The 24052-nt window shown below is 68.3% G+C and carries 24 protein-coding genes; 14 read left to right on the forward strand and 10 right to left on the reverse strand.

The annotated features are described in order from the left end of the window. Positions 1-96: 96 nt before the first annotated feature. Positions 97-930: a MerR family transcriptional regulator gene (locus AC0KXF_RS06965; protein WP_473108480.1), complete on the forward strand. Its 834-nt coding sequence runs from the start codon at positions 97-99 to the stop codon at positions 928-930. 92 nt (positions 931-1022) lie between these two features. Here AC0KXF_RS06965 and AC0KXF_RS06970 read toward each other — a convergent pair whose 3' ends face one another. Continuing rightward, on the reverse strand, positions 1023-1817 hold the full coding sequence (locus AC0KXF_RS06970) for a FadR/GntR family transcriptional regulator (RefSeq protein WP_473108481.1): 795 nt from the start codon (positions 1815-1817) through the stop codon (positions 1023-1025). A gap of 181 nt (positions 1818-1998) precedes the next feature. Here AC0KXF_RS06970 and AC0KXF_RS06975 point away from each other — a divergent pair, with 181 nt between their 5' ends. Together AC0KXF_RS06975 and AC0KXF_RS06980 are read left to right on the forward strand one after the other, a co-directional pair. After that, on the forward strand, positions 1999-2556 hold the full coding sequence (locus AC0KXF_RS06975; protein WP_473108482.1) for a YbhB/YbcL family Raf kinase inhibitor-like protein: 558 nt from the start codon (positions 1999-2001) through the stop codon (positions 2554-2556). Positions 2557-2832: 276 nt separating this feature from the next. Further along, the gene (locus AC0KXF_RS06980) at positions 2833-3942 is read left to right on the forward strand and encodes an ABC transporter ATP-binding protein (RefSeq protein ID WP_473108483.1); all 1110 of its coding nucleotides are present in this window, start codon (positions 2833-2835) and stop codon (positions 3940-3942) included. An 11-nt stretch (positions 3943-3953) separates the two neighbouring features. Here AC0KXF_RS06980 and AC0KXF_RS06985 read toward each other — a convergent pair whose 3' ends face one another. Both AC0KXF_RS06985 and AC0KXF_RS06990 read right to left on the reverse strand, forming a co-directional pair. Continuing rightward, entirely contained in the window at positions 3954-4799 is an 846-nt protein-coding gene (locus AC0KXF_RS06985) for a PfkB family carbohydrate kinase (RefSeq protein ID WP_473108484.1), read from the reverse strand. 35 nt (positions 4800-4834) lie between these two features. Next, on the reverse strand, positions 4835-5848 hold the full coding sequence (locus tag AC0KXF_RS06990; RefSeq protein ID WP_473108485.1) for an SIS domain-containing protein: 1014 nt from the start codon (positions 5846-5848) through the stop codon (positions 4835-4837). Positions 5849-5972: 124 nt separating this feature from the next. Between AC0KXF_RS06990 and AC0KXF_RS06995 the strand changes: the two genes are divergently transcribed. After that, positions 5973-6716: a GntR family transcriptional regulator gene (locus AC0KXF_RS06995; RefSeq protein WP_473108486.1), complete on the forward strand. Its 744-nt coding sequence runs from the start codon at positions 5973-5975 to the stop codon at positions 6714-6716. Positions 6717-6889: 173 nt separating this feature from the next. Here the strand turns inward: AC0KXF_RS06995 and AC0KXF_RS07000 are convergent, their stop codons facing one another. The 3 genes from AC0KXF_RS07000 to AC0KXF_RS07010 form a co-directional block, all read right to left on the reverse strand. Beyond that, positions 6890-8005 (reverse strand): LacI family DNA-binding transcriptional regulator, encoded by a 1116-nt coding sequence (locus AC0KXF_RS07000; protein ID WP_473108487.1) that lies wholly within the window; start codon positions 8003-8005, stop codon positions 6890-6892. 27 nt (positions 8006-8032) lie between these two features. Beyond that, entirely contained in the window at positions 8033-8962 is a 930-nt protein-coding gene (locus AC0KXF_RS07005) for a PfkB family carbohydrate kinase (RefSeq protein WP_473108488.1), read from the reverse strand. Between the two features lie 164 nt (positions 8963-9126). Then, positions 9127-10128 (reverse strand): SIS domain-containing protein, encoded by a 1002-nt coding sequence (locus AC0KXF_RS07010; protein ID WP_473108489.1) that lies wholly within the window; start codon positions 10126-10128, stop codon positions 9127-9129. Between the two features lie 340 nt (positions 10129-10468). Between AC0KXF_RS07010 and AC0KXF_RS07015 the strand changes: the two genes are divergently transcribed. The 4 genes from AC0KXF_RS07015 to AC0KXF_RS07030 all read left to right on the forward strand — a co-directional run bounded on the left by AC0KXF_RS07015 (position 10469) and on the right by AC0KXF_RS07030 (position 14477). Further along, complete coding sequence (locus tag AC0KXF_RS07015; RefSeq protein WP_473108490.1) at positions 10469-11785, forward strand: ABC transporter substrate-binding protein; 1317 nt, start codon at positions 10469-10471, stop codon at positions 11783-11785. 79 nt (positions 11786-11864) lie between these two features. Continuing rightward, on the forward strand, positions 11865-12752 hold the full coding sequence (locus AC0KXF_RS07020; protein WP_473108491.1) for a carbohydrate ABC transporter permease: 888 nt from the start codon (positions 11865-11867) through the stop codon (positions 12750-12752). Further along, complete coding sequence (locus AC0KXF_RS07025) at positions 12749-13633, forward strand: carbohydrate ABC transporter permease (protein WP_473108492.1); 885 nt, start codon at positions 12749-12751, stop codon at positions 13631-13633. Before AC0KXF_RS07020 ends, AC0KXF_RS07025 begins: the two co-directional genes overlap by 4 nt. A 10-nt stretch (positions 13634-13643) precedes the next feature. Further along, positions 13644-14477, forward strand: a complete 834-nt coding sequence (locus AC0KXF_RS07030) for a sugar phosphate isomerase/epimerase family protein (RefSeq protein ID WP_473108493.1) — start codon at positions 13644-13646, stop codon at positions 14475-14477. 134 nt (positions 14478-14611) lie between these two features. On the opposite strand, the gene AC0KXF_RS07035 is transcribed toward AC0KXF_RS07030, so the two are convergent. The 3 genes from AC0KXF_RS07035 to AC0KXF_RS07045 are packed head-to-tail and all read right to left on the reverse strand — an operon-like array spanning position 14612 to position 17296. Next, positions 14612-15142 (reverse strand): YbhB/YbcL family Raf kinase inhibitor-like protein, encoded by a 531-nt coding sequence (locus AC0KXF_RS07035; protein WP_473108494.1) that lies wholly within the window; start codon positions 15140-15142, stop codon positions 14612-14614. A gap of 38 nt (positions 15143-15180) precedes the next feature. Then, positions 15181-15876: an SDR family NAD(P)-dependent oxidoreductase gene (locus AC0KXF_RS07040; protein ID WP_473108495.1), complete on the reverse strand. Its 696-nt coding sequence runs from the start codon at positions 15874-15876 to the stop codon at positions 15181-15183. Next, on the reverse strand, positions 15869-17296 hold the full coding sequence (locus AC0KXF_RS07045) for a sodium:solute symporter family protein (RefSeq protein WP_473108496.1): 1428 nt from the start codon (positions 17294-17296) through the stop codon (positions 15869-15871). Before AC0KXF_RS07045 ends, AC0KXF_RS07040 begins: the two co-directional genes overlap by 8 nt. Before the next feature lie 206 nt (positions 17297-17502). Between AC0KXF_RS07045 and AC0KXF_RS07050 the strand changes: the two genes are divergently transcribed. After that, entirely contained in the window at positions 17503-17964 is a 462-nt protein-coding gene (locus tag AC0KXF_RS07050; RefSeq protein ID WP_473108497.1) for an Lrp/AsnC family transcriptional regulator, read from the forward strand. Between the two features lie 7 nt (positions 17965-17971). Here AC0KXF_RS07050 and AC0KXF_RS07055 read toward each other — a convergent pair whose 3' ends face one another. Continuing rightward, positions 17972-18439 carry an Lrp/AsnC family transcriptional regulator gene (locus AC0KXF_RS07055; protein ID WP_473108498.1) on the reverse strand — a complete coding sequence of 156 codons (468 nt, stop codon included), beginning with the start codon at positions 18437-18439 and terminating at the stop codon, positions 17972-17974. Positions 18440-18595: 156 nt separating this feature from the next. Here AC0KXF_RS07055 and hisC point away from each other — a divergent pair, with 156 nt between their 5' ends. From hisC to AC0KXF_RS07080, 5 genes are all read left to right on the forward strand, one after another. Next, the gene (gene hisC / locus AC0KXF_RS07060) at positions 18596-19687 is read left to right on the forward strand and encodes a histidinol-phosphate transaminase (RefSeq protein WP_473108499.1); all 1092 of its coding nucleotides are present in this window, start codon (positions 18596-18598) and stop codon (positions 19685-19687) included. Positions 19688-19893: 206 nt separating this feature from the next. After that, positions 19894-20907, forward strand: a complete 1014-nt coding sequence (locus AC0KXF_RS07065) for an ABC transporter substrate-binding protein (RefSeq protein ID WP_473108500.1) — start codon at positions 19894-19896, stop codon at positions 20905-20907. Between the two features lie 4 nt (positions 20908-20911). Next, on the forward strand, positions 20912-21880 hold the full coding sequence (locus AC0KXF_RS07070) for an ABC transporter permease (protein ID WP_473108501.1): 969 nt from the start codon (positions 20912-20914) through the stop codon (positions 21878-21880). Between the two features lie 6 nt (positions 21881-21886). Next, positions 21887-22678: an ABC transporter ATP-binding protein gene (locus tag AC0KXF_RS07075; protein WP_473108502.1), complete on the forward strand. Its 792-nt coding sequence runs from the start codon at positions 21887-21889 to the stop codon at positions 22676-22678. A gap of 208 nt (positions 22679-22886) precedes the next feature. Further along, positions 22887-23918 (forward strand): ABC transporter substrate-binding protein, encoded by a 1032-nt coding sequence (locus AC0KXF_RS07080; protein WP_473108503.1) that lies wholly within the window; start codon positions 22887-22889, stop codon positions 23916-23918. Positions 23919-24052: the final 134 nt, after the last annotated feature.

Consider the following 24052-nt stretch of genomic DNA (forward strand, 5'->3'; position numbering starts at 1 on the left):
CATTCTTTCCCCAAGTGGCTTGACCTTGACGTAACGTCAACCTCTAGCGTGAGTTTCGAGCCGGGAGAGTCCCGGCCGATACCCCGGAGGCGAAGCATGGAGTACTCGATCCAGCAGATCGCCCGAGCAGCGGGCACGACCTCGCGCACCCTGCGTCACTACGACAGCATCGGGCTCGTGAGGCCGAGTCGCATCGGCGGCAACGGCTACCGGTACTACGACGACCGCGCGCTCGTGCGGTTGCAGCGAGTGCTGCTGCTGCGCGGGCTCGGCCTCGGGCTCGACGCCATCGGCGAGGTGCTCGCGGCCCAGGACGCCCAGGCGAGGGGCGGGGAGCACCCCGCTGTCGCCGAGGCACGCATCCTCGACACGCACCTCGAGCTTCTGAGAAGCGAGCGGAATCGGATCGAGGCGCAGATCGGCTCGGTCGAGCGCACCATCGCGGCGCTCCGCCGCGCGGGCGATCCGAGCGCGACGCCTTCCGGGAGCGAACGAGAAGAGGAGGACCTCATGTCCGAGAACATGTTCGACGGTTTCGACCACACGCAGTACCGCGAGGAGGTGGAGCAGCGCTGGGGCGCCGACGCGTACGCGCGGAGCGACGCCTGGTGGCGCGGTCTCGGTGAGCAGGGGCGGGCCGAGTGGCAGGCGCGGATGGAGCGGCTGAGCCGCGACTGGACCGAGGCGGCGCGCAGCGGCGCGGATCCCGAGTCCGCAGAAGCGCAGGATCTCGCCCGCCGCCACGTCGAGTGGCTGCGGGGGATCCCCGGAACGCCGGCGACCGTGCCCGGCGGAGACCTCGCCGGCTACGTGCTCAATCTGGGTGAGATGTACGTCGCCGACGAGCGCTTCGCCGCGAACTACGGCGGGTTCGAGGGCGCCGGCTTCGTGCGGGATGCGCTGCGCATCTACGTGGAGCGCGAGCTGTAGGGCTCCGGCTACGCCCCATCGACAAGCTCATGGGACGGGGCGCTCCCTGAGCCCTTCGAAGGGAACGAGCCCGTCGAAGGGAACGGGCCCGCTTACGCCCCGGCGTGGCTGACTCGCGCGTCTTCCGCCGCGCGCACGTCGTCGATGCGCTGCTGCTGCTCGGGGGTGCGCACGAGCGGGGGGACGACCTCGTGCTGGTCGTTGACGATGACCACGTCGTGGTCGACGTGATCGACCATGGCGTGCACGGTGTCGATGAAGTCACGGCGGCGGATCGCGTCGAGCACGCGGGCGTGGTCGCGCTCCATCTCGACGCCGGTGGCCACGTTGGCGAGTCGCCCGCGGTGCTCGGGCGTGCGCAGCTGGTCGTTGATGCCGGCGTAGAGCGAGGCCAGCAGTCGGTTCTTGGCGGAGTCGAAGATGAGGCGGTGGAACTTGCTGTCGAACGCCGAGTTCTCCGAGCCGTCGGCCAGGCCGAGCACGGGGCAGCGGGTGCAGCCCACCTCTTCGGCGGCGGCCTGCTCGAGCGCGGCGAGATCCTCGTCCGTGCGGTGCAGTGCGGCCTGCTGCGCGGCCTCGATCTCGAGCGCGCGTCGGTAGCTGAGGATCTCCTCGAGCGTGAAGTCGTTGAGGAACTCGTTGAGCAGGGTGCTGGTCGGCGTGGAGGAGCGCACGAAGGTGCCCCGGCCGGGCAGCGTCTCGAGCATGCCCATGCTGGCGAGCGAGCGCACGGCTTCGCGCACGGTCGAGCGGCCCACGCCCGTCTGCTCGGAGAGCTCGGGTTCGATCGGGATCCGGCTGCCGACCGGCCATTCGCCCGTGGTGATCTTGCGGCGCAGGTAGGCGAGGGTCGCACGGGCTCGTTCAGAACCTGTGGTGCTTGCCATGCTTCGCCTCGCTTCGCTGCTGTGGATCCGGGGTTCCGCCAAGTATATCGGCGTCGCCGGAGCGGAGCCGGGGCTGCACGACGGTCCCGGCAGCTCTAGGCTGAGCTGAGAAGCCGGGTGAGCGCTGCGGTTCCCTCGCGGCGAGGCGGGCGCCCGGCCACTACCCAGGAAGGCTGAAGCGATGACGCAGAAGAATCCGAGTCGAGGCATGATCGATCCGTACGCGGGGATGCGCGAGGTGCCGGGCTTCACGCTGGTGAGCTCCGACATCCAAGACGGCGAGCCGCTGCCCGCCGAGCTGTACGTGGAGCAGGCTGGAGGATCGAACCGGTCGCCGCAGCTCAGCTGGTCGGGGTTCCCGGCCGAGACGAAGAGCTTCGCGGTGACCTGCTTCGATCCCGACGCTCCGACCGGCTCGGGGTTCTGGCACTGGGCGGTCGCCAATATCCCGGCGACCGTGACCGAGCTGCCGGCGGGAGCGGGCTCGCTCGGCAGTGCTCTGCTGCCCAAGGGTGCGCTCACGATGCCCAACGAGAAGCGGGATCCCGCGTTCACGGGCGCCGCCCCGCCGGAAGGCACCGGAGTGCACCACTACTGGTTCGTGGTGCACGCGCTCGACGTCGATCACATCGACGTCGACCCGCAGGCCACGCCGGCGGTGATGGGCTTCATGATGCGCGACGCCGTCATCGCCCGGGCGATCATCGTCGCCACCGGGGAGTACGGCCAAGCCGCGTAGCGCGGGATCCCGAGGTCCTTGCGCGGATCCTGCGACTCCGCGACGCGGTGGCGTCGCCGTGGAATACCCGCGAACGCTTCGCGTCCGCTTCGAAGCATTCCATGCACGCAGGACGACGGGGAAGCCCCCGCGGACGGCCCCCTGAAACACGCTCGTTCCGCTTGGCAAGTCGGGGTTCATCTGCAACACTGGCACAGTCGGCTGCGACGCCGACTGCTTCGATTTCACAACGGATCGTCCGGCACGTACCTGCCGGTGAAACGAGAGGAAAACTCAATGGCGAGAGTCGTGTACGACGACGTGACCCTGCAGTACCCGGGCACCGAGCGCCCCGCGGTCACGAATCTGAATCTGGACATCGAGGACGGTGAGTTCCTGGTCCTCGTCGGCCCCTCCGGCTGCGGCAAGTCGACTGCGCTGCGCATGCTCGCGGGCCTCGAGGAGGTGACCGAGGGGCGGATCCTCATCGATGAGCAGGATGTGACGGAGGTCTCTCCGAAAGACCGCGACATCGCGATGGTGTTCCAGAACTACGCCCTGTACCCGCACATGTCGGTGGCCGAGAACATGGGCTTCGCGCTGAAGATCGCGGGCGTGCCCAAGGAGGAGCGGCGCAAGCGCGTCGAGGAGGTCGCCCAGCAGCTCGACCTGACCGAGTACCTCGACCGCAAGCCCAAGGCGCTCTCGGGCGGCCAGCGGCAGCGCGTTGCGATGGGGCGCGCGATCGTGCGGGCACCGAAGGTGTTCCTCATGGACGAGCCGCTGTCGAACCTCGATGCGAAGCTGCGCGTGCAGACGCGATCCCGCATCGCCACGTTGCAGCGCAGGCTCGGCGTCACCACTGTCTACGTGACCCACGATCAGACCGAGGCGCTCACGATGGGGGATCGCATCGCCGTCATGAAGCTCGGCGTGCTGCAGCAGGTGGGCTCGCCGCGCGAGCTGCTCGACCACCCCGTGAACACCTTCGTGGCGGGGTTCATCGGCAGTCCGGCCATGAACCTGTTCACCGCGGAGCTGAACGAGCAGGGCCTCGTGCTCGGCACCTCGGTGCTGCCGGTGGCCGACGATGTGCGAGCGGCGATCGGCGGCGGCCGGGTGACCGTGGGGGTGCGGCCGGAGGATCTCATCGTGGGCGGACCGGACGAGCCGGGCATTGCGGTGAAGACCGCGCTGATCGAGGAGCTCGGGGCCGACGGGTACCTCTTCGGCGAGGCGGAGATCGCAGGTGAGAGCGTGACGCTGGTCGTGCGCGTGGACGGTCGGGATCACGCCGAACCGGGCGACCTGATCACGATCGCGCCCCACCCCGATCGTGTGCACCTCTTCGAGTTCGAGAGCGGCCAGCGGATCGGGACGCTGAGCGCACGCCGCCTGGCGGCGTAGCGCCGGGCGGGTCAGGCGAGGTACGGCGCGTACTGCTCGGCGAGCCAGCCCGGGACGGGGAGGACTCGCTGCGGGAACCCGCCGAGGTGCAGGCAGGTGCGGGTCGCGGATCGCGTCGCTGCTCCGAGGGCGTCGGCGATCCCGGCGCCCTCGAGGTGCGCCGCGACGAATGCCGCGATGAAGCTGTCGCCCGCTCCGCAGGTGTCGACCGGCGTGATGCGCTCGGCCCGGGTGTCGAAGAACTCGCCGGAGTGCAGCGCGAGGCTGCCATCGGCGCCGCGCATCACGACGCCGACGGCGGCACCCGCCGCGACGAGTGCGCCGGCGGCCGCGCGGGCCTCGGCCGCATCGCCGTCGCACGAGGTGAACGCGATCTCGACGCCGGCGAGCGAACCCTGGTCTCCGTTCGGTCGGCCCAGCAGGTCGACGCTCACGCGACGTCCGGCCTCGACGAGCCGCTGCGGGATCGCCGCCTGCGGCGCGGTCCCGGTCACGTGGCACCAGGCCGATCCCGTCGTCGCCGCCACGAGGCCGGGCGGATCCCAGGAGGGACCCACGCCGAGATCCTCGTGCAAGAACTCTCGATCCCGATCCCGCAATCGGATCAGCGTGACGCCGGTGCGCCCGGGCAGCGGCGTGATCTCCTCGGGGCGCAGCCCGGCTTCGACCGCGGCTCCCCGCACGATCTCCGCGGCGGCATCGGTGCCGACGGCGCCGAGATAGCGCGCGCCACGGCCCGCCGCCCGCCACTGGGCGGCGACGTTGAGCGCGCTGCCGCCCACTGTGACGCGGTCCTGCTCGACGTACACATCGAGGCAGTTATCGCCGATCGCGATGAGGGGAGAGGATGTGCTCATGGGGTGCTCCGAGGTTCGGGATCCACCAGTCCAGTCTAGAAGTCGCCCTTCTTGTAGTAGCGGCGCGTGGTGAGGTCGTGGTCGCGCGCTCGCTCGAGGTGCGAGCTGAGGCGTTCGAGCACCGCCGCGAACACGATCGGCGACACGAGGGCGCGCACGCGGGGCGTGAGGCCGGCGAGCTCGAACTCGGCGGCGTCGAGCACGCGCAGCTTGCGGGTGACGGTGGTCGCGAAGCGCTCGACGCGGTCGGTCAGCGGCCGCTGCTCGTCCTCGCCCTTGAACAGGAAGACGCTCGTATCCTCCTCGAGCAGCTCGAGGGTGCCGTGGAAGAAATCCGAGGCGTGCACGGGGCGCGTCCAGATCCACTGCATCTCCTCGAGAATGCACATGCCGTAGTAGGCGGCCTCGTACCAGGAGCCGCCCGCCGAGGTCATGATGTGGTGCTGCTCGTCCTTGATCTCGTCGGCGAGGGCCTCGGCGCGCGGTTCGAACTGCTGCTTGGCCGCGACGAGCAGCTCGGGCAGGGTCCGCAGCTGCGATACCACCTCGTCGTAGTCGTCGATCTCGTCGCGCACGTCCATGATGGCGAGCGCGAGCAGCAGCGACTGCAGGTAGAAGTTCTCGCTCGAGGTGGGATCGGCGCAGTCGTTCGCGAAGTTGACGTCGGCGAGCCTCGCGATGGGAGTGTCGGCCTTGGCGGTGAGGCTGAGGATCGTGGCGCCCCGCTGCTTCGCGAACTCGATCGCGGTGATCGCCTCCTTGGTGGTGCCCGACACGGACGGGAAGACGGCGATCGACCCGGGGCCGAGGTGCGCACTTCCGCTGTTCACGATCTCGGCGCTCATCTCGATGTGCACGGGGAAGGTCGAGCGGGTCTGCAGCAGGCGGGCAGCGGGCAGCATCAGGAAGTTCACGCCGCCCGCGCCCATGAAGAAGACGTTCTTCGCGCCGTCGTCGAGCAGCTTGCCGACGGCCTTGCGGATGGGGGCTGCGAGCGCCACGGCGCCGCCCTGCACGGAGAGGTAGTGGGTGGGATCGAAGTTCAGCATCGTTGCTCCTGTCCGTCATTGGATCATGTTGTCGGACAAGAATAACAGTTGTCCGGTCATTTGGGGAAGCTGCTATGGTCGCCGATGAGGCGTGGGTTTTCGAAGACCGTCCTGAGGGGGCTTGATGAAGAGTGGCGCGGACGTGATGGGCGGATCCGGCAGCGCGGTGGATCGCGTGTACGACCGTGTGCTGCAGCTCATCCAGCAGCTCGGCCTGCGCGCCGGCGACCGGCTGCACACCGAGGCGGAGTTGTCGGACCTCTTCGGCGTCTCCCGCTCGACAGTGCGGGAAGCGCTGCGGAGGCTCGAGCAGGAGGGGGTTCTCCTCGCGGTGCAGGGGCAGGGCCGCTTCATCTCCGCAGTGGCCTCGCTGAGCCCCGAGCGCCCCATGAGCAAGTACGAGAGCATCACCGAGATGCTGACCGCGCGCGGGTACGCGGTGACCAGCGCGGTGCTCGACGTGGCTGAGGGCACGGCCAGCGCAGCCGAGGCGGCAGCACTGGAGGTGGAGGAGGGGGATCCCGTGATCCGCCTCCTCAGGATCCGCTTCGGTGATGACCGTCCCCTCGTGGTGAGCGAGAACACCGTTCCCCGCGATCTGCTCCCCGGCCCCCTCGAGTACCGCGACTGGGGCGGATCGCTTACCGCTGCGCTCGCCGCGCACGGTCATCACGTGCGCTCCTCGCTCGCGACCATCTCCGCGACCTCGCTGCCCGAGGAGTGGGCCGAGCGGCATCGGCTCCAGGGTCTGGGCCCGTGGCTGCTGGTGACCGAGGTCGGGCTCACGAAGGAGGGCCGCCGGGTGCTCTACGCCCGCGATTACCATCGCGGCGACGAGATCTCCTTCAGTGTGCTGCGTCAGCGGTAGCGTGAGCGGACTGCTCGATCAGGGTCCGCGCTCAGTGAGCACGCTTGACGAGCCGCATCGGTGAGCCGGTTCGTCATAGTTCCGGTGATTCGCGGGAGAGCGGGCGTTAGAGGATGATACTCGCCGGGCTCGTGCGAATCGCCGGAGTTTCAGCGGGGCGGGGCAGGCATTGCTCAGCGCGGGGCCGCTACCGACGCTCGCTCGACCAGGCGCGCGGGCAGTTCGAGCTGCGTGTATTCGCCGTGCCCACTGCTCTCGCTGTCTTCGCCGTCGGCGTCCTCGCCGTCGATGCGCCTCAGCAGCAGCTCCGCGGCCCGGCGCCCGAGCTCGAGCATGGGCTGCTCGACCATTGTCAGCGGCGGTTCCATCACCGCGGCCCATGAGCTGTCGTCGAAGCCGATCACAGACGCCCGCGACGGGATGGGCACCCCGCCGTCGCGCAGGGCGTGCAGTGTGCCCGTGAGCGCGTCGGTCTCGGTGCAGAAGAACGCGCTGGGCGGGGTGTCGAGCGCGAGCATGCGGGTGACCTCGTCGTACGCGTGCGACTCGGTCTTCTCACCCACCGAGACCAGCTCGGGGTCAAGGGGTAGCCCCGAATCGTCGAGGGCGTCGAGATAGCCCATGAGGCGCTCGCCGTCGCTCCAGAGATTGCGCGCGGCCGCGTCCACCAGGTCGCGACGGAACCTGGGACGCTCGACCATGGGCGGGCCCCAGACGAAGCCGATGCGTGTGTGCCCGGCCGCGACCAGCTGCTCGGTGGCGGCGCGTGCTGCCGCGCGGTTGTCGATGACCACGGCGTCGAGCTCGACTCCCGGGATCAACCGGTCGAGCAGCACGAGCGGGATGCCCTGGTCGCGCGCCAACTGCAGATGCGCGGTCGAAGCGGCGTCGCAGGCGGCGGAGGAGAGGATGATGCCGTCGACCCGCTTGTCGACCAGCACGTTGACTGCCGCGATCTCGTCCTCGAGATGCTCGTAGGTGCTGATGACGAGCGCGTCGAAGCCCCGGGCGCTCGCGACCTCGGATACGCCGCGCACCACGCCGCCGAAGAACGGGTTGGAGATATCGGCCACGACCACCCCGAGGGTGTGGCTGATGCCGGTGGAGACGCTGCGCGCCAGCTGGTTGGCCCGGTAGCCCAGTCCCTCAGCGGCGGCGAGCACGCGGAGACGCGCCTCGGTGCTGACGTAGCCGTACCCCCCGAGTGTTCTCGCTGCGGTTGCGCGGCCGACGCCTGCGGCTGCCGCGACCTCGGAGATCGTGGGGGAGGACGATCGCGCTTTGCCCAATGCTTCCTCCTCGGTGGAGTACCCAGTCTAGGAGGTCGCGCCGGTGGGGGTGCGGCCCGCCTCTTCCGCGCTATCGGGCGCGGCCGCAGCGACGGGCGTCTTCCGGCCGTGGTCGAACGCGGCCTCGACCAGGCACTGATCCCGCGACGCCTCGGCTCCGGCGCGGAGCGCGAGGCGCAGCTCCTCAGCGGTGGGCTGGCGATCCCTCGACCAGCCGGCGTCGAGCAGGTGCACGATGAATCCCGCCAGGAACGCGTCGCCGCAGCCCATGGTGTCGACCATGGTCGCCGGATCCTCGAGGAGTAGGGCGCTGCCCGTGACGACCCGCGTTCCGTCGGCCACGATCGCCCCGTCGGTACCACGCGTCGCGAGGGCGAGCGACGCGCCGTGCACGACGAGGGATTCGAGGATCGCGTGGGTCTCGGGCTCGCTCTGCTCGGAGCATGAGATCAGCGCGAGGTCGATGTGGGGGGCGACCCGGGCGAAGTACTCCTCGGTGCGGTACTCGGGCTCGGAGGAGAAGTCGAAGCTGACGAGCGGGCCCAGCCGCGCCAGGCGGGGCAGCTCGGGGAGGATGCCGGAGTAGACGCTCGTGTGCACGAGGTCGAACTCTGCGGCGTACTCCAGTCGGCCGTCGTCGAGGTCGATGGGCTCGCGCACGGTGACTCCGCCGCCGTTCCAGCCCAGGAAGGTGCGGTCGCCGTCGACCACGTGCAACCGCGAGACGCCCGACTCGCCCTCGCGCGCGAGTGAGCGGTGCAGATCGACCCCCTCCTCCGCGATCGAATTGCGCAGGAACTCGCCCTCCGCGTCGTCTCCGAAGACCCCCAGGTAACCCGATTCCGCACCCAGCCGGCGGGCGTAGACGGCGACGTTCACCGCGTTGCCGCCCGGGTAGTCGATGCCGCGATCGACGAAGCGGTCGATGATGTTGTCGCCCAGACCGAGAATCTTCACGGAGTCACCTCTTCATTGTGGATCGACGCGCGGCTCGCCGGAGCCGACGGGAAGGGGCGGATCGGTCGATCCGCCCCGCTCGGTGTTCCGATGGCGGCGTCCGCGGGCCCGTGCGCGCACGGCGCCGGGGCCCGCGAGCCGGCGCGGAACGCCGGTCAGTTGGATCAGTAATCCATCACGCGGTAGTAGCGACGCAGATCGAGGGAGTGGTCGCGCACCCGCTCGAGGTGCTTGCTCACGCGCCCCATGACGGCGTCGAGCACGATCGGGGCGATGAGCGCCCGGTTCTCGGGGCTGAACCCTTTGAGTTCGTAGTTGCGCGTATCGAACACGTTCACGTCCTTCGAGATGCGCTTCGCGAACGCCTCGGCGCGGTCGGTGAGGGGGCGGGTCTCGTCTTCGCCCTGGAAGATGATGACCGACGTATCCTCCTCGAGCAGCTCGAGCGAGCCGTGGAAGAACTCGGCGGAGTTGACGCGGGTGGTGCGCAACCACTGCATCTCTTCGAGGATGCACATCGAGTAGAGGTAGGTGAAGCCCCAGAGCGGACCGCCGCCGATGAGGAAGTGGTAGTCGGTGTCCTTGTGAGCCTCCGCGAAGGCGGAGGCCTGCTCCTCCGCGGCCTTCGCCGCGTCGATCACGGCGTCGGGCAGAGCCGTCAGCTCGTCCGCGAGCGACTCGTATCCGGGGAATTCGCCGCGCATGTTCATGATTCGGCCGACGAGCAGCAGCAGCTGCGGGTCGAAGGGCCACGTCTTGGGAGCCGAGCTGAGCGTGTGGTCGACCTTCTGCGCGATGGGCGACTCGGGTACGCCGGTGAAGGAGACCGTGGTGGCGCCCTGCGACTTCACGTAGTCGATGGCGAGCAGCACGTCTTCGGTGGTGCCCGAGACGGACATGAACACGGCGAGCGTGCTCTCGCCGAGCCAGGCGTCGCCCGACTCGATGAGCTCGCGCGAGATGACCGCGCGAATGGGGAGCTTCGAGAAGCGCCTGGCGAGATACTCGTAGGGCCACGCCTGCGCGTAGGTGCCGCCCGAGCCCACGAGCAGTACGTTGTCGATTCCGCGCTCGAGCAACTGGTCGACCAGCTCCTCGATCTGCGGGCGCAGTGCGACTGCGCTGGAGAGTTGTTCGCGAATCTGGGTTTCGTCGAAGCCGAGCATCGTTGATCCTTTCGTGCCGAGATCCTGCCCGATCTGGTACCGGTATCAGGTTCGAATATCGTGGCACAGCTGGCGGGGCGCGTCAATGTCGACTACGCACGCGCCCCTCGAGGGTGCCCATTCTGCTTCGAAGTTGCGCTAAATACCGCCATATTCGGTCACAAGTGGGTGATATTCCAGATTGCCGCTTGCGCAGCGCGCCCGCATGGGTGACAATTCAATGCAAGTCGGTGGTACCGGTATCAGATCCGAGATGCCGGGCCGCCCGCTCGACGCCGCATTTCACGACCGGTCGCCCGGCCGTGCTGAAGCGGCGCTCTCAACGAGGAGGGGCATACACATGCAACGGAAGAAGACCACTCTGGCGGTACTGGCGGTCGGAGCCGCCCTCATGCTGAGCGCGTGCGCGGGCGGGGGCAACAGCGGCGCGGAGGCAGACGTGACTGCCGAACCCGAGTTCTCCGGCAAGCTCAGCATTCTCACGAAGTTCGCCGGTGAACCGCTCGGCCCCTACTTCGAGGACCTCGCTGCGGCCTATCAGGAAGAGCACCCCGACGTCGAATTCGAACTGATCCAGGAGACGGATCAGTCGGTCAAGGACAAGACGAAGACCCTGACGGCGTCGGGCGCGCTCCCCGACATCTACTTCACCTGGACCGGCACCTGGGCTCAGAACTTCGTCGACGGCGGCCTGGCCGCCGACCTCAGCGAAGTCATCGCGCCGGGCACCGAGTGGGGCGATACCTTCGGCGAAGCCTCGCTCGACGCCTTCAAGTACGACGGCAAGTACTACGGCATCCCGCTCTACAACAACGGCAAGTTCATGGGGTACAACAAAGACGCCTTCGCCGCGGCCGGCATCGAAGTGCCCACCACCTTCGAGGGGCTCATCGACAGCTGCGGCCCGCTGCGCGACGCCGGTTACGAGCCCATCGCCTTCGGCAACAAGGACGGCTGGCCGGGTCTGCACTACCTGCAGCAGCTGTTCGCCTACAACGTGCCGAGCGGCACCCTCAACGCCGACTTCGATCCCGAGACCGCCAAGTGGGACGACCCGGGCTACGTGAAGTCGCTCGAGGAATTCGAGCAGCTCGTGACCGAGTGCACCGACTCCGGCAAGGGCACCAACGGCGTGCTCTACACGACCGCGCAGGAGGCGCTTGCCGGCGGCCGCGCGGCGATGTACTACCAGGAGATCCTCGAGTTCGACCAGCTCACCTCCGGCGACACCCTCACCCCTGAGAACTTCGGCATCTTCAAGCTGCCGGTGCCCGAGGGGGCGAATGGCGATCCCGACGCGATCGAGGGCTCGCCCGAGGGCTACCTCATCAACAACAAGTCGCCCCGCGCCGCGCTCGCCGTCGACTTCATGAAGTTCGTCACCAACCCCGAGAACGCGAAGACGCTCTCCTCGCCGCCCTACGGCCAGCCGAGCACCGTGATCGATGCGGTCACCGAGGAGACCTCGAGTGCCGCCGTCTACGACGGCATCACCCAGGTCAACGAGGCGTCCCAGATCGTGGTCTGGCTCGACACGGTGACGGTTCCCGAGGTCGCCGACGCGTGGCTCGCGGGCGGCGAGGCGCTGATCAGCGGCGACTCCTCGCCCGAGCAGATCCTCGAGAGCGTCCAGAAGGCGAACGAGAGCGCTCGCTGACCACGCGCCGCGGGGCCGGAGCGCGAAGTCCGCGCCACGGCCGCGCAGCGCACGTCGACGCAGTACCGAGGGAAGCAACATGCACTCACGCCTCACCAGCGCCAGGGGACTCCTCTGGCTCGCCCCGGCGATCCTGATCCTGATCGGATTCGTCTACGTTCCGCTGATCCAGAACTTCGGCTTCGCGGCCTCCGAGTGGGATATCTACTCGGGCACGAACGAGTTCGTCGGTGCGAAGAACTTCGAGCGCCTGCTCGACGATCCGGTCTTCTGGCGATCGCTCGGCAACAACCTGCTCTACGCGCTCGTATCGATCGTATTCCAGGTCGGTGTGGCGCTCGTGATCGCGGCCCTCGTCGAGAGCGTGCGCAGCAGGCGCACCCGCAACGCGCTGCGCACCATCTACTTCATCCCGTCGGCCATCTCTATCACCGTTTCCGGTCTGCTGTTCTACTTCATCTACGAGCCGAACATCGGCATGCTCAACAGCTTCCTCGACTCCATCGGCCTGCACGCCCTCGCGCAGCCCTGGCTCGGTCAGGAGAGCACGGCGATGATGGGCATCATCGCGATGAGCCAGTGGCAGGGCTTCGGGTACTCGGCGCTGCTCTTCACGGTGGCGATCCAGCGCATCCCCTCCGAGCTCTACGAAGCGGCGCAGCTCGACGGCATCGGAGGCGTGCGCCGCTTCTTCACCATCACGGTGCCGCTGGTGCGCGAGATGTCGGGTCTGATGATGATCGTGACCATCTCGGGTGCGTTCCAGGTCTTCAACGAGGTCATGGTGATGACCACGGGAGGCCCCAACAACTCCACGCAGGTGCTCGGCACCTGGCTGTACCGCAACGGTTTCGTGCGCAACGACTTCGGCTACGCGGCGGCGATCGCCGTGGTCATCTTCGTGCTGTCGCTCGCGATCGGCCTGCTGCAGCTGTGGTACACGAGGAAGCGGAGGGTCGAGGTATGAGTACTGAAACCGCAGTGCTGCTGGCGGTGCCGCCCGGGCGGTCGCGCATCGGCAAGCTGGGATTCCTGGGGATCATCGGGCGGATCCTGGTCTGGTCGTTGCTCATCGGGCTCGTCGTGATCGTGCTCTACCCCCTGCTCTGGATGGTGTTCAACGGTTTCAAGACGAACACCGAGCTGTTCGGCAACCCGTTCGCCATGCCGCAGCAGTGGAGCTGGGAGAACTACGTCAAGGCGTGGAACCGGGGCGTGAGCAACTACCTGATGACGAGCGTGCTCGTCACGATCACCTCGACCATCACCACCGTGTTCGTGAGCGCGTGGGCGGCGTACGGTCTCACCCGCGTGCGCATTCCCTTCAACGGCGTCTGGACGGGGATCGTCCTCGGCGGCCTCATGCTCGCCCCGACCGTCGCGCTCGTGCCGCTGGTGAAGATGTTCCAGGCGATGGGGCTCTACAACACGTTCTGGGCGCTCATGATCCTCTACACCGCGTTCAGAATCCCCTTCACCACCTTCCTCATCCGCTCGTACATGGTCGACCTGCCGAGCGAGGTGGACGAGGCCGCGCAGATCGACGGTGCGAGCCGGTGGACGACGTTCTGGCGGATCATCCTGCCCATGTGCCGGCCGATCCTCGTCTCCACGGTGCTGCTGCACGTGCTGTTCGCGTGGAACGAGTACCTCTTCGCGATGGTCTTCACGAGCGGCACCGGGGTGCAGCCGCTGCCCGTCGGCCTCACGAGCCTGATGAGCAAGCACGGCACCGACTATCCGGTGGTGTTCGCCGGCATGGTCATCGCGGCGGTGCCCGTGATCGTGCTGTTCCTGGCCTGCCAGCGGTACTTCGTCAAGGGCCTCGCCGACGGCGTGGGCAAGTAAGGGGCGCGTGATGCTCTCACTCGCGCAGATCAGCGGATCCAACTTCTCCTACCAGCACCGGACGCTCGCCGAGTGCTTCGACGACCTCGCCGAGCTCGGCCGCACGGGCGTGGAGCTGTGGGGGATCGCTCCGCAGCTTCACGTGCCGTGGCTGAGCGATGCCGAGGCGCGGGCGGTGCGGAGGGAGGCTGCGGCGCGGGGCCTCGAGATCGTCTGCTTCACACCCGAGCAGGTGATGTACCCCGTGAACATCGCCTCGCCCGACAGCCGACTGCGCGCCGAGAGCATCGCGATGTTCCGGCGGGCCGCGGAGCTCGCGGTGGAGTTCGGGGCTCCGAAGCTCTTCCTCACGCCGGGCCGCGGGTTCGAGAGCGAGCCTGAGGCGGTGGCCTGGCGGCGGTCGGTCGACGCGCTGGGTGAGATCGTGGAGTACGCGGATCGGCTGGGCCTCGAGTGCCTGCTCGAGCCGCTGCAGCGCGTGGAGTCGAATCTCGTCAACACGGCCGCCGACGCGGCGCGTGCGCTCGACGACGTCGGGGCGCGGAACCTCGGCGTGGCGCTCGACACGGTCGCCATGGCGGTGGCGGGCGACGACGTCGACGGCTACTTCGAGCTGCTCGGCGAGCGCGTGCGCCACGTGCACCTCATCGATGGCGCCCCGGCGGGGCACCTCGCCTGGGGCGACGGGGAGCTGCCGCTCGAGACGATCCTCTCGGCGCTGGCTCGGCACGGGTACGAGGGGTGGATGACGGTCGAGCTGTTCGGCGACGGATCCTACGCGTTCGACCCCCGGCCCGCGCTCGAGCGCTCGCTCGGAGCGGTCGAGCGGGCGCTGGCGGTCTGAGGGCGGGCGGGCGCCGCGCTCGCCCGCCTCGCCGCCGCGCTCGGCTGCTCGGCCCCGCCGCCGAGATGACGCGTGCGGCCCCTCCCGCAGTGGGAAGGGGCTGCACGCGTCATATCGACGGGGTGTTCGTCGGATCAGTGCCCGAAGGTGCCCGTAAGCCGGGCCCGGCCGAGCGTGTGCCCGAACATCTGGAATCCGAGGAATGCGGGTGACGCGAGGTCATCGAGTTCGAGCTTCTCGACGTCGAGGGCGTGCACGACGAACATGTAGCGGTGGTCGCCGTGCCCGGGGGGCGGGGCGGCGCCGACGAACCCTCGCACGCCGCCGTCGTTGCGCAGCAGCGACGCGGCCTCGGGGAGCCCGGAGCGATCCTCGACGGTGATCGCGCCCTCTGCGAGCTCCGTGACGGAGAGCGGGATGTTGTAGGCGGCCAAGTGCCAGAAGCCGCTGGCCGTGGGGGCGTCGGGATCGAAGCAGGTCAGTGCGAAGCTCTTGGTGCCCTCGGGGAACCCCGACCAGCTCAGCTGGGGCGAGGCGTCTCCGCCGCCCGTGCCCACCATGCCCGACACCTGGGGCAGCGGCAGGCGCTCCCCGTCGGCGAAGCTGGTGGAGTCGAGTGCGAACGAGGGCACTTCGGGGAGTGCCGCATAGGGATCGTGTGTCACGGTGTTCCTTTCTGTGGTGGTGTGCGAGGGATCGGCTCTCAGGCCGCCCACCCGCCGTCGACCGTCACTACCGAGCCTGTCATATACGAACTGGCGTCGCTCAGCAGGAACGAGGCGACGGAGGCGATCTCCTCCGACGTGCCGGGGCGGCCGGCGGGGATCTCGGTTCTCATGCGGGCCGCGTGGGCGTTGTCGGCCCATCCGGCTTCCGTCATGGGGGTGAGGATCGAGCCCGGAGCGATGGCGTTCACGCGCACGCCCGCCGGGGCCAGCTCGCGCGCGGCGGAGCGGGTGAGCACGTTGATGGCGGCCTTGGAGGCGTTGTAGGCGAGCTGGTGCTCGGGGAGGCGCTCGACCACGGCCGATGAGAGGGTCACGACCGAGAGCGGCGCGGGCTCGCCGCCCGGCTGCCGTGGTCGGCGGGCGGCCCAGCGCAGCGCGAGGAAGGTGCCGGTGGCATTCGTATCGAGCACGCGCCGGAACGATTCCACTCCGGTGTCGGCGAGCGGACTGCGCTCGCGGATACCCGCGGCGTGCACCAGCCCGGTGACCCCGTCGTGTGCGAGTCCCTCCCAGGCGACCTCATCGGTGACGTCGAACGGGAGTATTCCCGGCGCCGCGCTGCGGCTCAGGCGGATCACGCGGGCTCCCTCGGAGGCGAGGCGATCAGCGATCGCGAGGCCGATCCCCGATCCGGCGCCGGTGACGATGACGGTCTGCGGCGCGTCAGACATGCTGGGCCTCCTGCTCGGAGGGGGCGGCCCGGCGCGTCGAGGTCTCGCGGGCGGCGACGGCGACGATCGCGTAGATCACGAGAGAGACGGCGACGGCGAGCACGATGGGTGGCAGGCCTGGGACGGTCACGAGGCCTGTGAGGCCCAGGAGCCCGGTGAGAGCGCCGCCGACCATCGAGGTGAGAGAGGCCCAGCGCCCTCCGAAGCGGGTGAAGAGCCCGAAGATGAAGGAGACGAACACGCCGGAGCCGTACATCGTGAAGGCCATGGTGAGCACCTGGATGATGCCGGGCACCAGCAGTGAGAATCCGAGTGCGAGCAGTCCAAGCGCCACGGTGAGGATGCGGGACCAGCGCAGCTGCCGCTTCGGGTCGTCGCGCACGCTCTTGATGCGGAGCAGGAAGTCGTTGGAGATGTTGCTGACCGCTGCGAGGAGCAGTGCGTCGGCGGTCGAGACCACGGCCGAGATGATCGCGGCGACCAGGATGCCCGCCGCCCACACGGGCAGCACGTTGCTGATGAGGGCCGGCATCACCCCGACGGTGGGATCGAGATCGGGGAAGAGCACGCGCGCGGCCATGCCGGCGAGGGCCGGTACGACGGCGAAGAGCGCCGTGAGCGCCCCCGCGATGCCGGCGCCCGCGGCTGCGGAGCGGGCCGATTTCGCCGAGAAGACCCGCTGCATCACGTCCTGTCCGACGAGCTTGTGGACGACGACGGGGAGCGCGGCTCCGAGGAAGAACGACCAGCCCTGATTCAGCGGGTTGAACGGCTGTGAGACACCCGCGGTCGCGAAGGTCTCGGCGATCGTCGTGAAGCCGCCCGCTGCGCCGACGGCGATGACCGTCACGATGACGAGTCCCGCCACGATGACGACGAACTGGATCGCGTCGGTGATGGCGACGCCCCACATGCCCGAGAGGACGGTGAAGGCGATGATCAGCACGATGCCCACGATCGCGCCCCAGGTGTGGGTGAGGCCGAGCGCGGTGAGCGACGAGGCGGCGGCGCCGACCTGCCCGGCGAGGATGCCGGTGAGCGCCAGGATCGAGAGGGCGGAGGCGAGCAGGCGGACCGGGCGGCTCGTGAAGCGGTGCTCGAGGAACTCGGGAACGGTGACGAAGGATCCTGCTCGAACCCGCTTCGCCACGAAGAGCGCGAGGAATACGAGGCCGACGAAGATGCCGACGGCGAACGATATGGCCGCGAAGCCCACCGAGTAGGCGTCCTGGCTGGTGCCGAGCACGAAGGCGCCGCCGAAGTTCGTGGCGAGGAGCATGATCGCGATGAGGCCCGCGCCCATCTTGCGGCCGGCGAGCAGGTAGTCGGTGTCGTCCTTGACCCGCTTCCGAAGCCAGGCCGCGATGAGGAACATCACCACCAGGTAGGCGATGATCATCAGGGTAATGCCGAGATTCATGCTGTCTCCTAAACGTCCATCGAACGCCTCTCTGCGTTCAATACGCACACCAAGTTACATATCTGCTTATCAAAATGCAAGCATAGGCGGCTTCTGTTTGAAATTTCGGAAAGCGTGAGGTGGCTATGCCATTAGAATGTCGGTGTATGGGGTCCGGGTGCGGATCGAAGCAGTGGGGAGCAATCGTGGGACGTGAGGCGAGTCAGGTGATCGACGACCTGGACCGGCGGGTGCTCCGTGCGCTCCGGGACGATCCGCGCGCCACGCTCGGGGAGATGGCCGAGGCCGTCGGCGTCTCGCGCACGACCTTCAAGGCCCGGCTCGATCGGCTCTGGGACAGCGGGATCATCATCGGGCATGAGACGCAGCTCGACCTCGCCTCGATGGGCTTCGAAGTGCAGGCCTGGGTGCAGCTCAACGTGCAGCAGGGCGAGATCGATCTGATCCGGGACCATCTCGCTCGCATGCCCCAGGTGATCGAGGCGTTCGCCACCACCGGGAGTGCGGACGTGCAGTGCCGCGTCGTCGCGCGCAGCACGCAGCACCTGCAGGAGGTGCTGCTCGCCATCTCCGAGTGCCCGGCCGTGACCCGCACCAAGAGCTCGGTGATCCTCTCGAGCCTGGTGAGCCACCGGAAGGTGCAGGCGCTCGACCTGCTCGACCTCTGAAGACCTCCTACTCCACCGCGGCCTGCACGAGGGGCAGTGTGCGCCCCTCGAAGTGGGTGCCGAGCGCGAGCCGGGAGGACACCCGCGCGACCCCTGGCGTGTGCGAGATGAGGTCGAGCACGCGCTGCAGATCCTGAGTGGAGCGGGCGACCACCGAGGTGGTCATGTCGGTATCGCCCGTGGCCGTGTGCAGATCGAGCAGTTCGGGGATCCTCGCCAGCCCCTCGGCCACCTTCTGGTGCCCCACCGACTGATGGATGAGCAGCGAGCAGAACGCGCGGATCGGATACCCGAGGGCTGCCGGATCGATGTGCGGCGCCATCGAGGAGATCACGCCGGAGCGGCGCAGCCGGTCGAGGCGGCCCTGCGCGGTGGCTCGTGCGACCCCGAGCCGGCGGGCGCACTCGACCACCGAGATACCCGCCTCCTCGCTGATGAGGGTGATGAGTCGTGCGTCGAGCTGGTCGATGGGCATGCATCCTCCTTGATGTGGGCAATATGTATAACGGATTCGGGATCCTGCTATACGTAATGAGCATACTGCCGACGGAATCCACTGCCGTTTGACCGCTCCCGGAAGGCTCTCTAGAGTGGCGCGGGTCAACTGCCCCACGAAGAGAGAGCGTCGAAGATGACCTTCCAGTACCAGGCGAGTACCGACCACCGTTTCCGTCCCGGGCTCGAGCGCATCGCCGCCTACCGGGCGGGCAAGCCAGCGCCTGCCGGACCGGGCGGCCGCAGTATCAAGCTCTCGTCGAACGAGAACCCCTACCCCCCGCTGACGTCGGTGACCGAGCACCTCGCCGAGGCGCTCCCCGCATCGCTCGCCCGCTATCCGAGCATCGCGGCACCCGAGATCACGTCGGCGCTGGCCGAGCGCTTCGAGGTCGAATCCGACAACATCGTGCTCGGCGCGGGTTCGGTCGAGGTCGCCGCGCAGCTGATCCACGCGTTGGCCGGGCCGGGCGACGAGGTCGTGTTCGCCTGGCGGTCGTTCGAGGCCTATCCGATCCTCACGCGGGTGGCGGGTGCGGTGCCGGTGGAGGTGCCGCTCGACGCCGACGCACGGCACGACCTCCCCGCCATGGCCGCGGCCGTCACCGAGCGCACGGGCATCGTCTTCGTCTGCAACCCGAACAACCCGACGGGCACGGTGGTCAGCCGGGCCGAACTCGAGGCATTCTTGGCGGCGGTGCCAGAGCGGGTGCTCGTGGTGATCGACGAGGCGTATGTGCATTTCGACCGGGATCCCGAATCTCCCAGCGGCATCGAGTTCTTCCGTCGCTACCCGAACGTGGCCGTGCTGCACACGTTCTCGAAGGCTTACGGACTCGCGGGTCTGCGCATCGGCTACGCCATCGCCCGCCCGGAGGTCGCGGAGGCGCTGCGCAAGGTCGCGCTGCCGTTCGGGGTCTCGCGCCTGGCGCAGGAGGCGGCGGTGCTGTCCCTCGCCGCCGAGGCCGAGCTCGACGAGCGCATCGACGACCTGGTGCGCGAGCGGGCGCGGCTGTTCGAGGGACTGGGTGCGGCGGGACTCGAGCCGGTGCCGTCGCAGGCGAACTTCGTGTGGCTGCCGGCGGGGGAGGAGAGCGTGCGGATCGCCGAGGCGCTCGAACGGCAGGGCGTCTCCGTCCGCTGCTTCCCGGGCGAAGGGGTGCGCGTGACCGTGGGCCTGCCCGAGGAGAACGACGCCGTGCTCGGCGCACTCTCGCCCCTGAATTAGTCAATATGTATAGCTGATCGCTGATTCTGCTGCCTCAAGTGTCCTATCTGTCTAGAGAGGAGTTGGCAGCTTGTAGTTCGGATTCCGGCTGAATTAGCATCACATGCAACAGCGACGGTGCTGTGCTCCAGCACCGTGTTGTCAGCTTTCGCCCGGTGCAATCCCGCCCGGGTGCTCCACCAGTTTCACTCGAGTTGAGGAACACCATGGCAATCATCCGAAACCGTCGCCTCGCGATCGCCGTCGCGGGCGTCGCCACCGCGGCCCTCGCACTGAGCGCGTGCTCGAGCACCGGCGATGAAGCCGGCGGCAACGAAGGAGGCGGCGAGAAGCTCACCGTCGGCATCAGCCAGTTCGTGCAGGCCCCGCCGCTCGACGCCGCCGTCGAGGGCTTCAAGCAGGCCTTCGCAGACGCCGGCTACGTCGAGGGTGAGTCCGTCGAGTTCAAGGAGCAGAACGCGAACGGCGAGGTGCCGACCGCTACGACCATCGCGCAGACGTTCGCCGGGGATGAGCTCGATCTCGTGCTGGCCGTCGCCACGCCATCGGCCCAGGCGGCCATGCAGAACATCGCCGACGTGCCGGTCGTGTTCACCGCCGTCACCGACCCTGTCGTCGCCGACATCGTCGAATCCGAGGATGAACCCGGCAGCAACGTGACAGGCACGAGCGACATGAACCCCGTCGCCGAGCAGATCGCGCTCATCAAGGAGATCGACCCCGACGCGAAGAAGATCGGCACGGTCTACAGCTCGGGCGAGGTGAACTCGGAGGTGCAGGTGAAGCTGGCCCGCGAGGCGGCGAAGGACGAGGGCCTGGAACTCGTCGAGCAGACCGTCACCAACGCGGGCGAGCTCAAGCAGGCCACCGAGGCGCTCGGCGACGTCGACGCCATCTACACGCCCAGCGACAACCTGGTGGTCTCGGGCCTCGGCTCGATCGTGTCGGTCGCCGAGGAGCGGGGCATCCTGGTGGTCGGCGCCGACGCGCAGCACGTCGAGGGCGGCGCGGTCGCCACGCTCGGCATCGACTACGAGAAGCTCGGCCACCAGACGGGCGAGATGGCCGTTCGCATCCTGCAGGACGGCGAGGACCCCGCGACGATGCCCGTCGAGACGCAGAGCGAGTTCGAGCTCACCATCAATCCCGCGGCAGCCGAACGACTGGGCTACGAGCTTCCGCAGGAGCTCGTCGACCGCGCCGTGAACGTCGTAGAGTGATCCCATGATCGGTGCGATTGAACTCGGACTCCTGTACGGGGTCATGGCCCTCGGCGTGTACCTCACGTTCCGCGTGCTGAACTTCCCCGACCTCACCGTCGACGGCAGCCTCACCACCGGTGCCGCGGTCGCCGCGGCACTCATTACGGCAGGGCAGAACCCCGTCGTGGCGACCCTCGCGGGTACGGCGGCCGGTGTGGTCGCGGGTGTCATCACGGGCCTGCTGCACACGAAGGGCAAGATCGACGGTCTGCTCGCGGGCATCCTGACGATGATCGCGCTGTGGTCGATCAACCTGCGCATCATGGGGAAGGCGAATACTCCGCTCTTGCGGGAGGACACGCTGATGACGCCGCTGCGCGACGCCGGCTGGATCGGCAAGACGTGGATCGCCGTGGCGATCTTCGCGGTGCTGGTGTTCGTGCTGAAGCTCGTGGTCGACTGGTTCCTATCGACCGACCTGGGCCTCGCGATCCAGGCGACCGGCAACAACGAGCAGATGATCCGCAGCTTCGGCGTCAACACCGACGGCATGAAGATCCTGACGCTCGCGATCTCGAACGGCCTCGTCGCGCTCGCCGGCGCGCTCGTCGCCCAGTACCAGGGATTCGCCGACATCAGCATGGGCATCGGCGTGATTCTGATCGGCCTCGCCTCGGTCATCCTGGGGCAAGCGGTGCTCGGCCAGCGCAACATCTTTCTGGCCAGCCTCGCGGTGCTCGTCGGCTCGATCCTCTATCGCCTCATCATCTTCTTCGCGCTGTCGGTCGGTCTCAACCCGAATGACATGCGCGCTATTACTGCGATCCTCGTGGTGCTCGCGCTGCTGCTGCCGCGTTGGGGGTTCTTGACGAAGGTGCCGTCGCTCAGGGATCGCGGTAATCGCAGACCGGGGGCGAAGGATCCGGATCCGGCGCCCGAGCCGGTGGCGTCCGCGACGACCGGGGTGACCGTGTCCGAGGCGGGGAGGTAGAACGCCATGCTGAATATCGATTGCATTTCGAAGACGTTCTTCGCGGGCACGATCAACGAGCGCAAGGCGCTGGTCGATCTGAGTCTGACTCTGGACGAGGGCGACTTCGTGACCATCATCGGTTCGAATGGTGCCGGCAAGTCGACGCTGCTGAACACGGTCGCGGGTCGCTACACGGTCGACACGGGGTCGTTGACCGTGGACGGCAAGCCGGTGACGAAGCTCAAGGAGTATCAGCGGGCTCGGTATGTGGGGCGTGTGTTCCAGGATCCGATGGCGGGCACCGCCCCGGATCTCACGATCGAGCAGAACCTGTCGCTCGCGCTGCAGCGGGGTAAAGCGCGGGGGCTCGGTCTGGGGGTGACGAAGGCGCGTAAGGAGCGCTTCGTGGAGGAGCTGAAGTCGCTCGAGCTCGGTCTCGAGAACCGGCTCACGGCGAAGGTGGGTCTGCTCTCGGGCGGGCAGCGTCAGGCGCTGTCGTTGCTGATGGCGGGTTTCACGCAGCCGCGGATCCTGCTGCTCGACGAGCACACGGCGGCGCTCGATCCGCAGCGGGCGGCGCTGGTGACCGATCTCACGGAGCGGATCGTGGCCCAGGGCGGGCTGACCACGTTGATGGTGACGCACAACATGGAGCAGGCGCTGAAGCTGGGCAACCGGCTGATCATGATGCACGAGGGCCGGATCGTGTTCCAGGCGACCGAGGCCGAGAAGCGGGAGCTGACGGTGCCGCTGCTGCTCGCGGAGTTCGCGAAGATCAAGGGCGCCAGCTTCGACGACCGCGCACTGCTCGCCTGACGGGGTCTCTGGGGAGGGGCGGATCCGGGCCGTGAACGCGACCGTGATCCTCCCCTCCCCAGACAACGTGTCGATCACGAAACCGCGCGAGGTTTGCGCGAATGGGGGCGGCGCGGTCTACGATGCTGGAATCGGCGTTCTTCCGCGCCGATCTCTCAGATCGCCGCGGCGCTGTCCCGGCGGGTAGACCTGCGAAGGATCGATACACATGCGTCAGACCTCGTTCCGCCGTGCGCTCGCCGCAGCGAGCCTCACCGCCGTCGCCGCGCTCACGCTCGGCGCCTGCTCCGGCTCGTCCGCGCCCTCCGACACCACGGGAGGTGGTGAGGGCGAGCTCGAGAAGGTGAACATCGGGATCAGCCAGCTGCTGCAGCACCCCGCGCTCGATGCGGCCACCGAAGGCTTCAAGCAGGCCTTCATCGACGCGGGATACGTCGAGGGCGAGACGGTCGAGTTCGACCTGCAGAACGCCAACGGCGAGCAGGTCACCGCCGTGTCGATCGCGCAGGGCTTCGCCTCCTCGGACGCCGACCTCGTGCTCGCGGTCGCCACCCCCGCCGCGCAGGCTGCGGCTCAGGCCATCGTCGACAAGCCCGTGCTCTTCACCGCGGTCACCGACGCGGTGACCGCCGACCTCGTCGACTCGAACGCGAAGCCCGGCGGCAACGTCACCGGCACCAGCGACGCCGTGCCGAGCGATGCTCTGCAGTCGCAGTTCGAGCTCCTCAAGGAGCTCGCCCCCGACGCCGCCAAGGTGGGTATCGTCTACTCCTCGGGCGAGGTCAACTCCGAGGTGCAGGTCGAGGCCGCTGAGAAGGTCGCCGCCGGTCTCGACCTCGAGATCGTGACGAAGACCGTCACCACCGCGAGCGACATCCCGCAGGCGACCGATGCTCTCGGCGACGTCGACGCCATCTACGTGCCCACCGACAACCTGGTGGTGGGCGGCATCTCGTCGCTCGTGCAGGTCGCCGAGGAGAAGCAGATCCCCGTGATCGGCGCCGAATCCGGCACCGTCGAGGGCGGCGCGATCGCCACGCTCGGCATCGACTACGTCGCGCTCGGGCGCCAGACGGGCGAGATGGCGCTCCGCATCCTGCAGAAGGGTGAGGACCCCGCAGAGATGCCCGTCGAGTTCGCGACCGAACTGGCGTACGTCGTCAACCCGGGCGCCGCGGAGCGCATGGGCGTCGAGATCCCGCAGGAGATCCTCGACCAGGCGGAGACCGTCGGGGAGTAACCGCGCTCGCGCTGGCGGGTGTTTGCGCGCCCGTCGCCGACGTGGGCGCCTGCGCCCGTCGCCGTCCGCCCGTGCGTGCATCCGCCGACCCGCCGCTGCAGACCTCTCGCACCGTTGTAGATCTCTCGCACGGT

It is taken from the genome of Leucobacter holotrichiae (assembly GCF_055791005.1).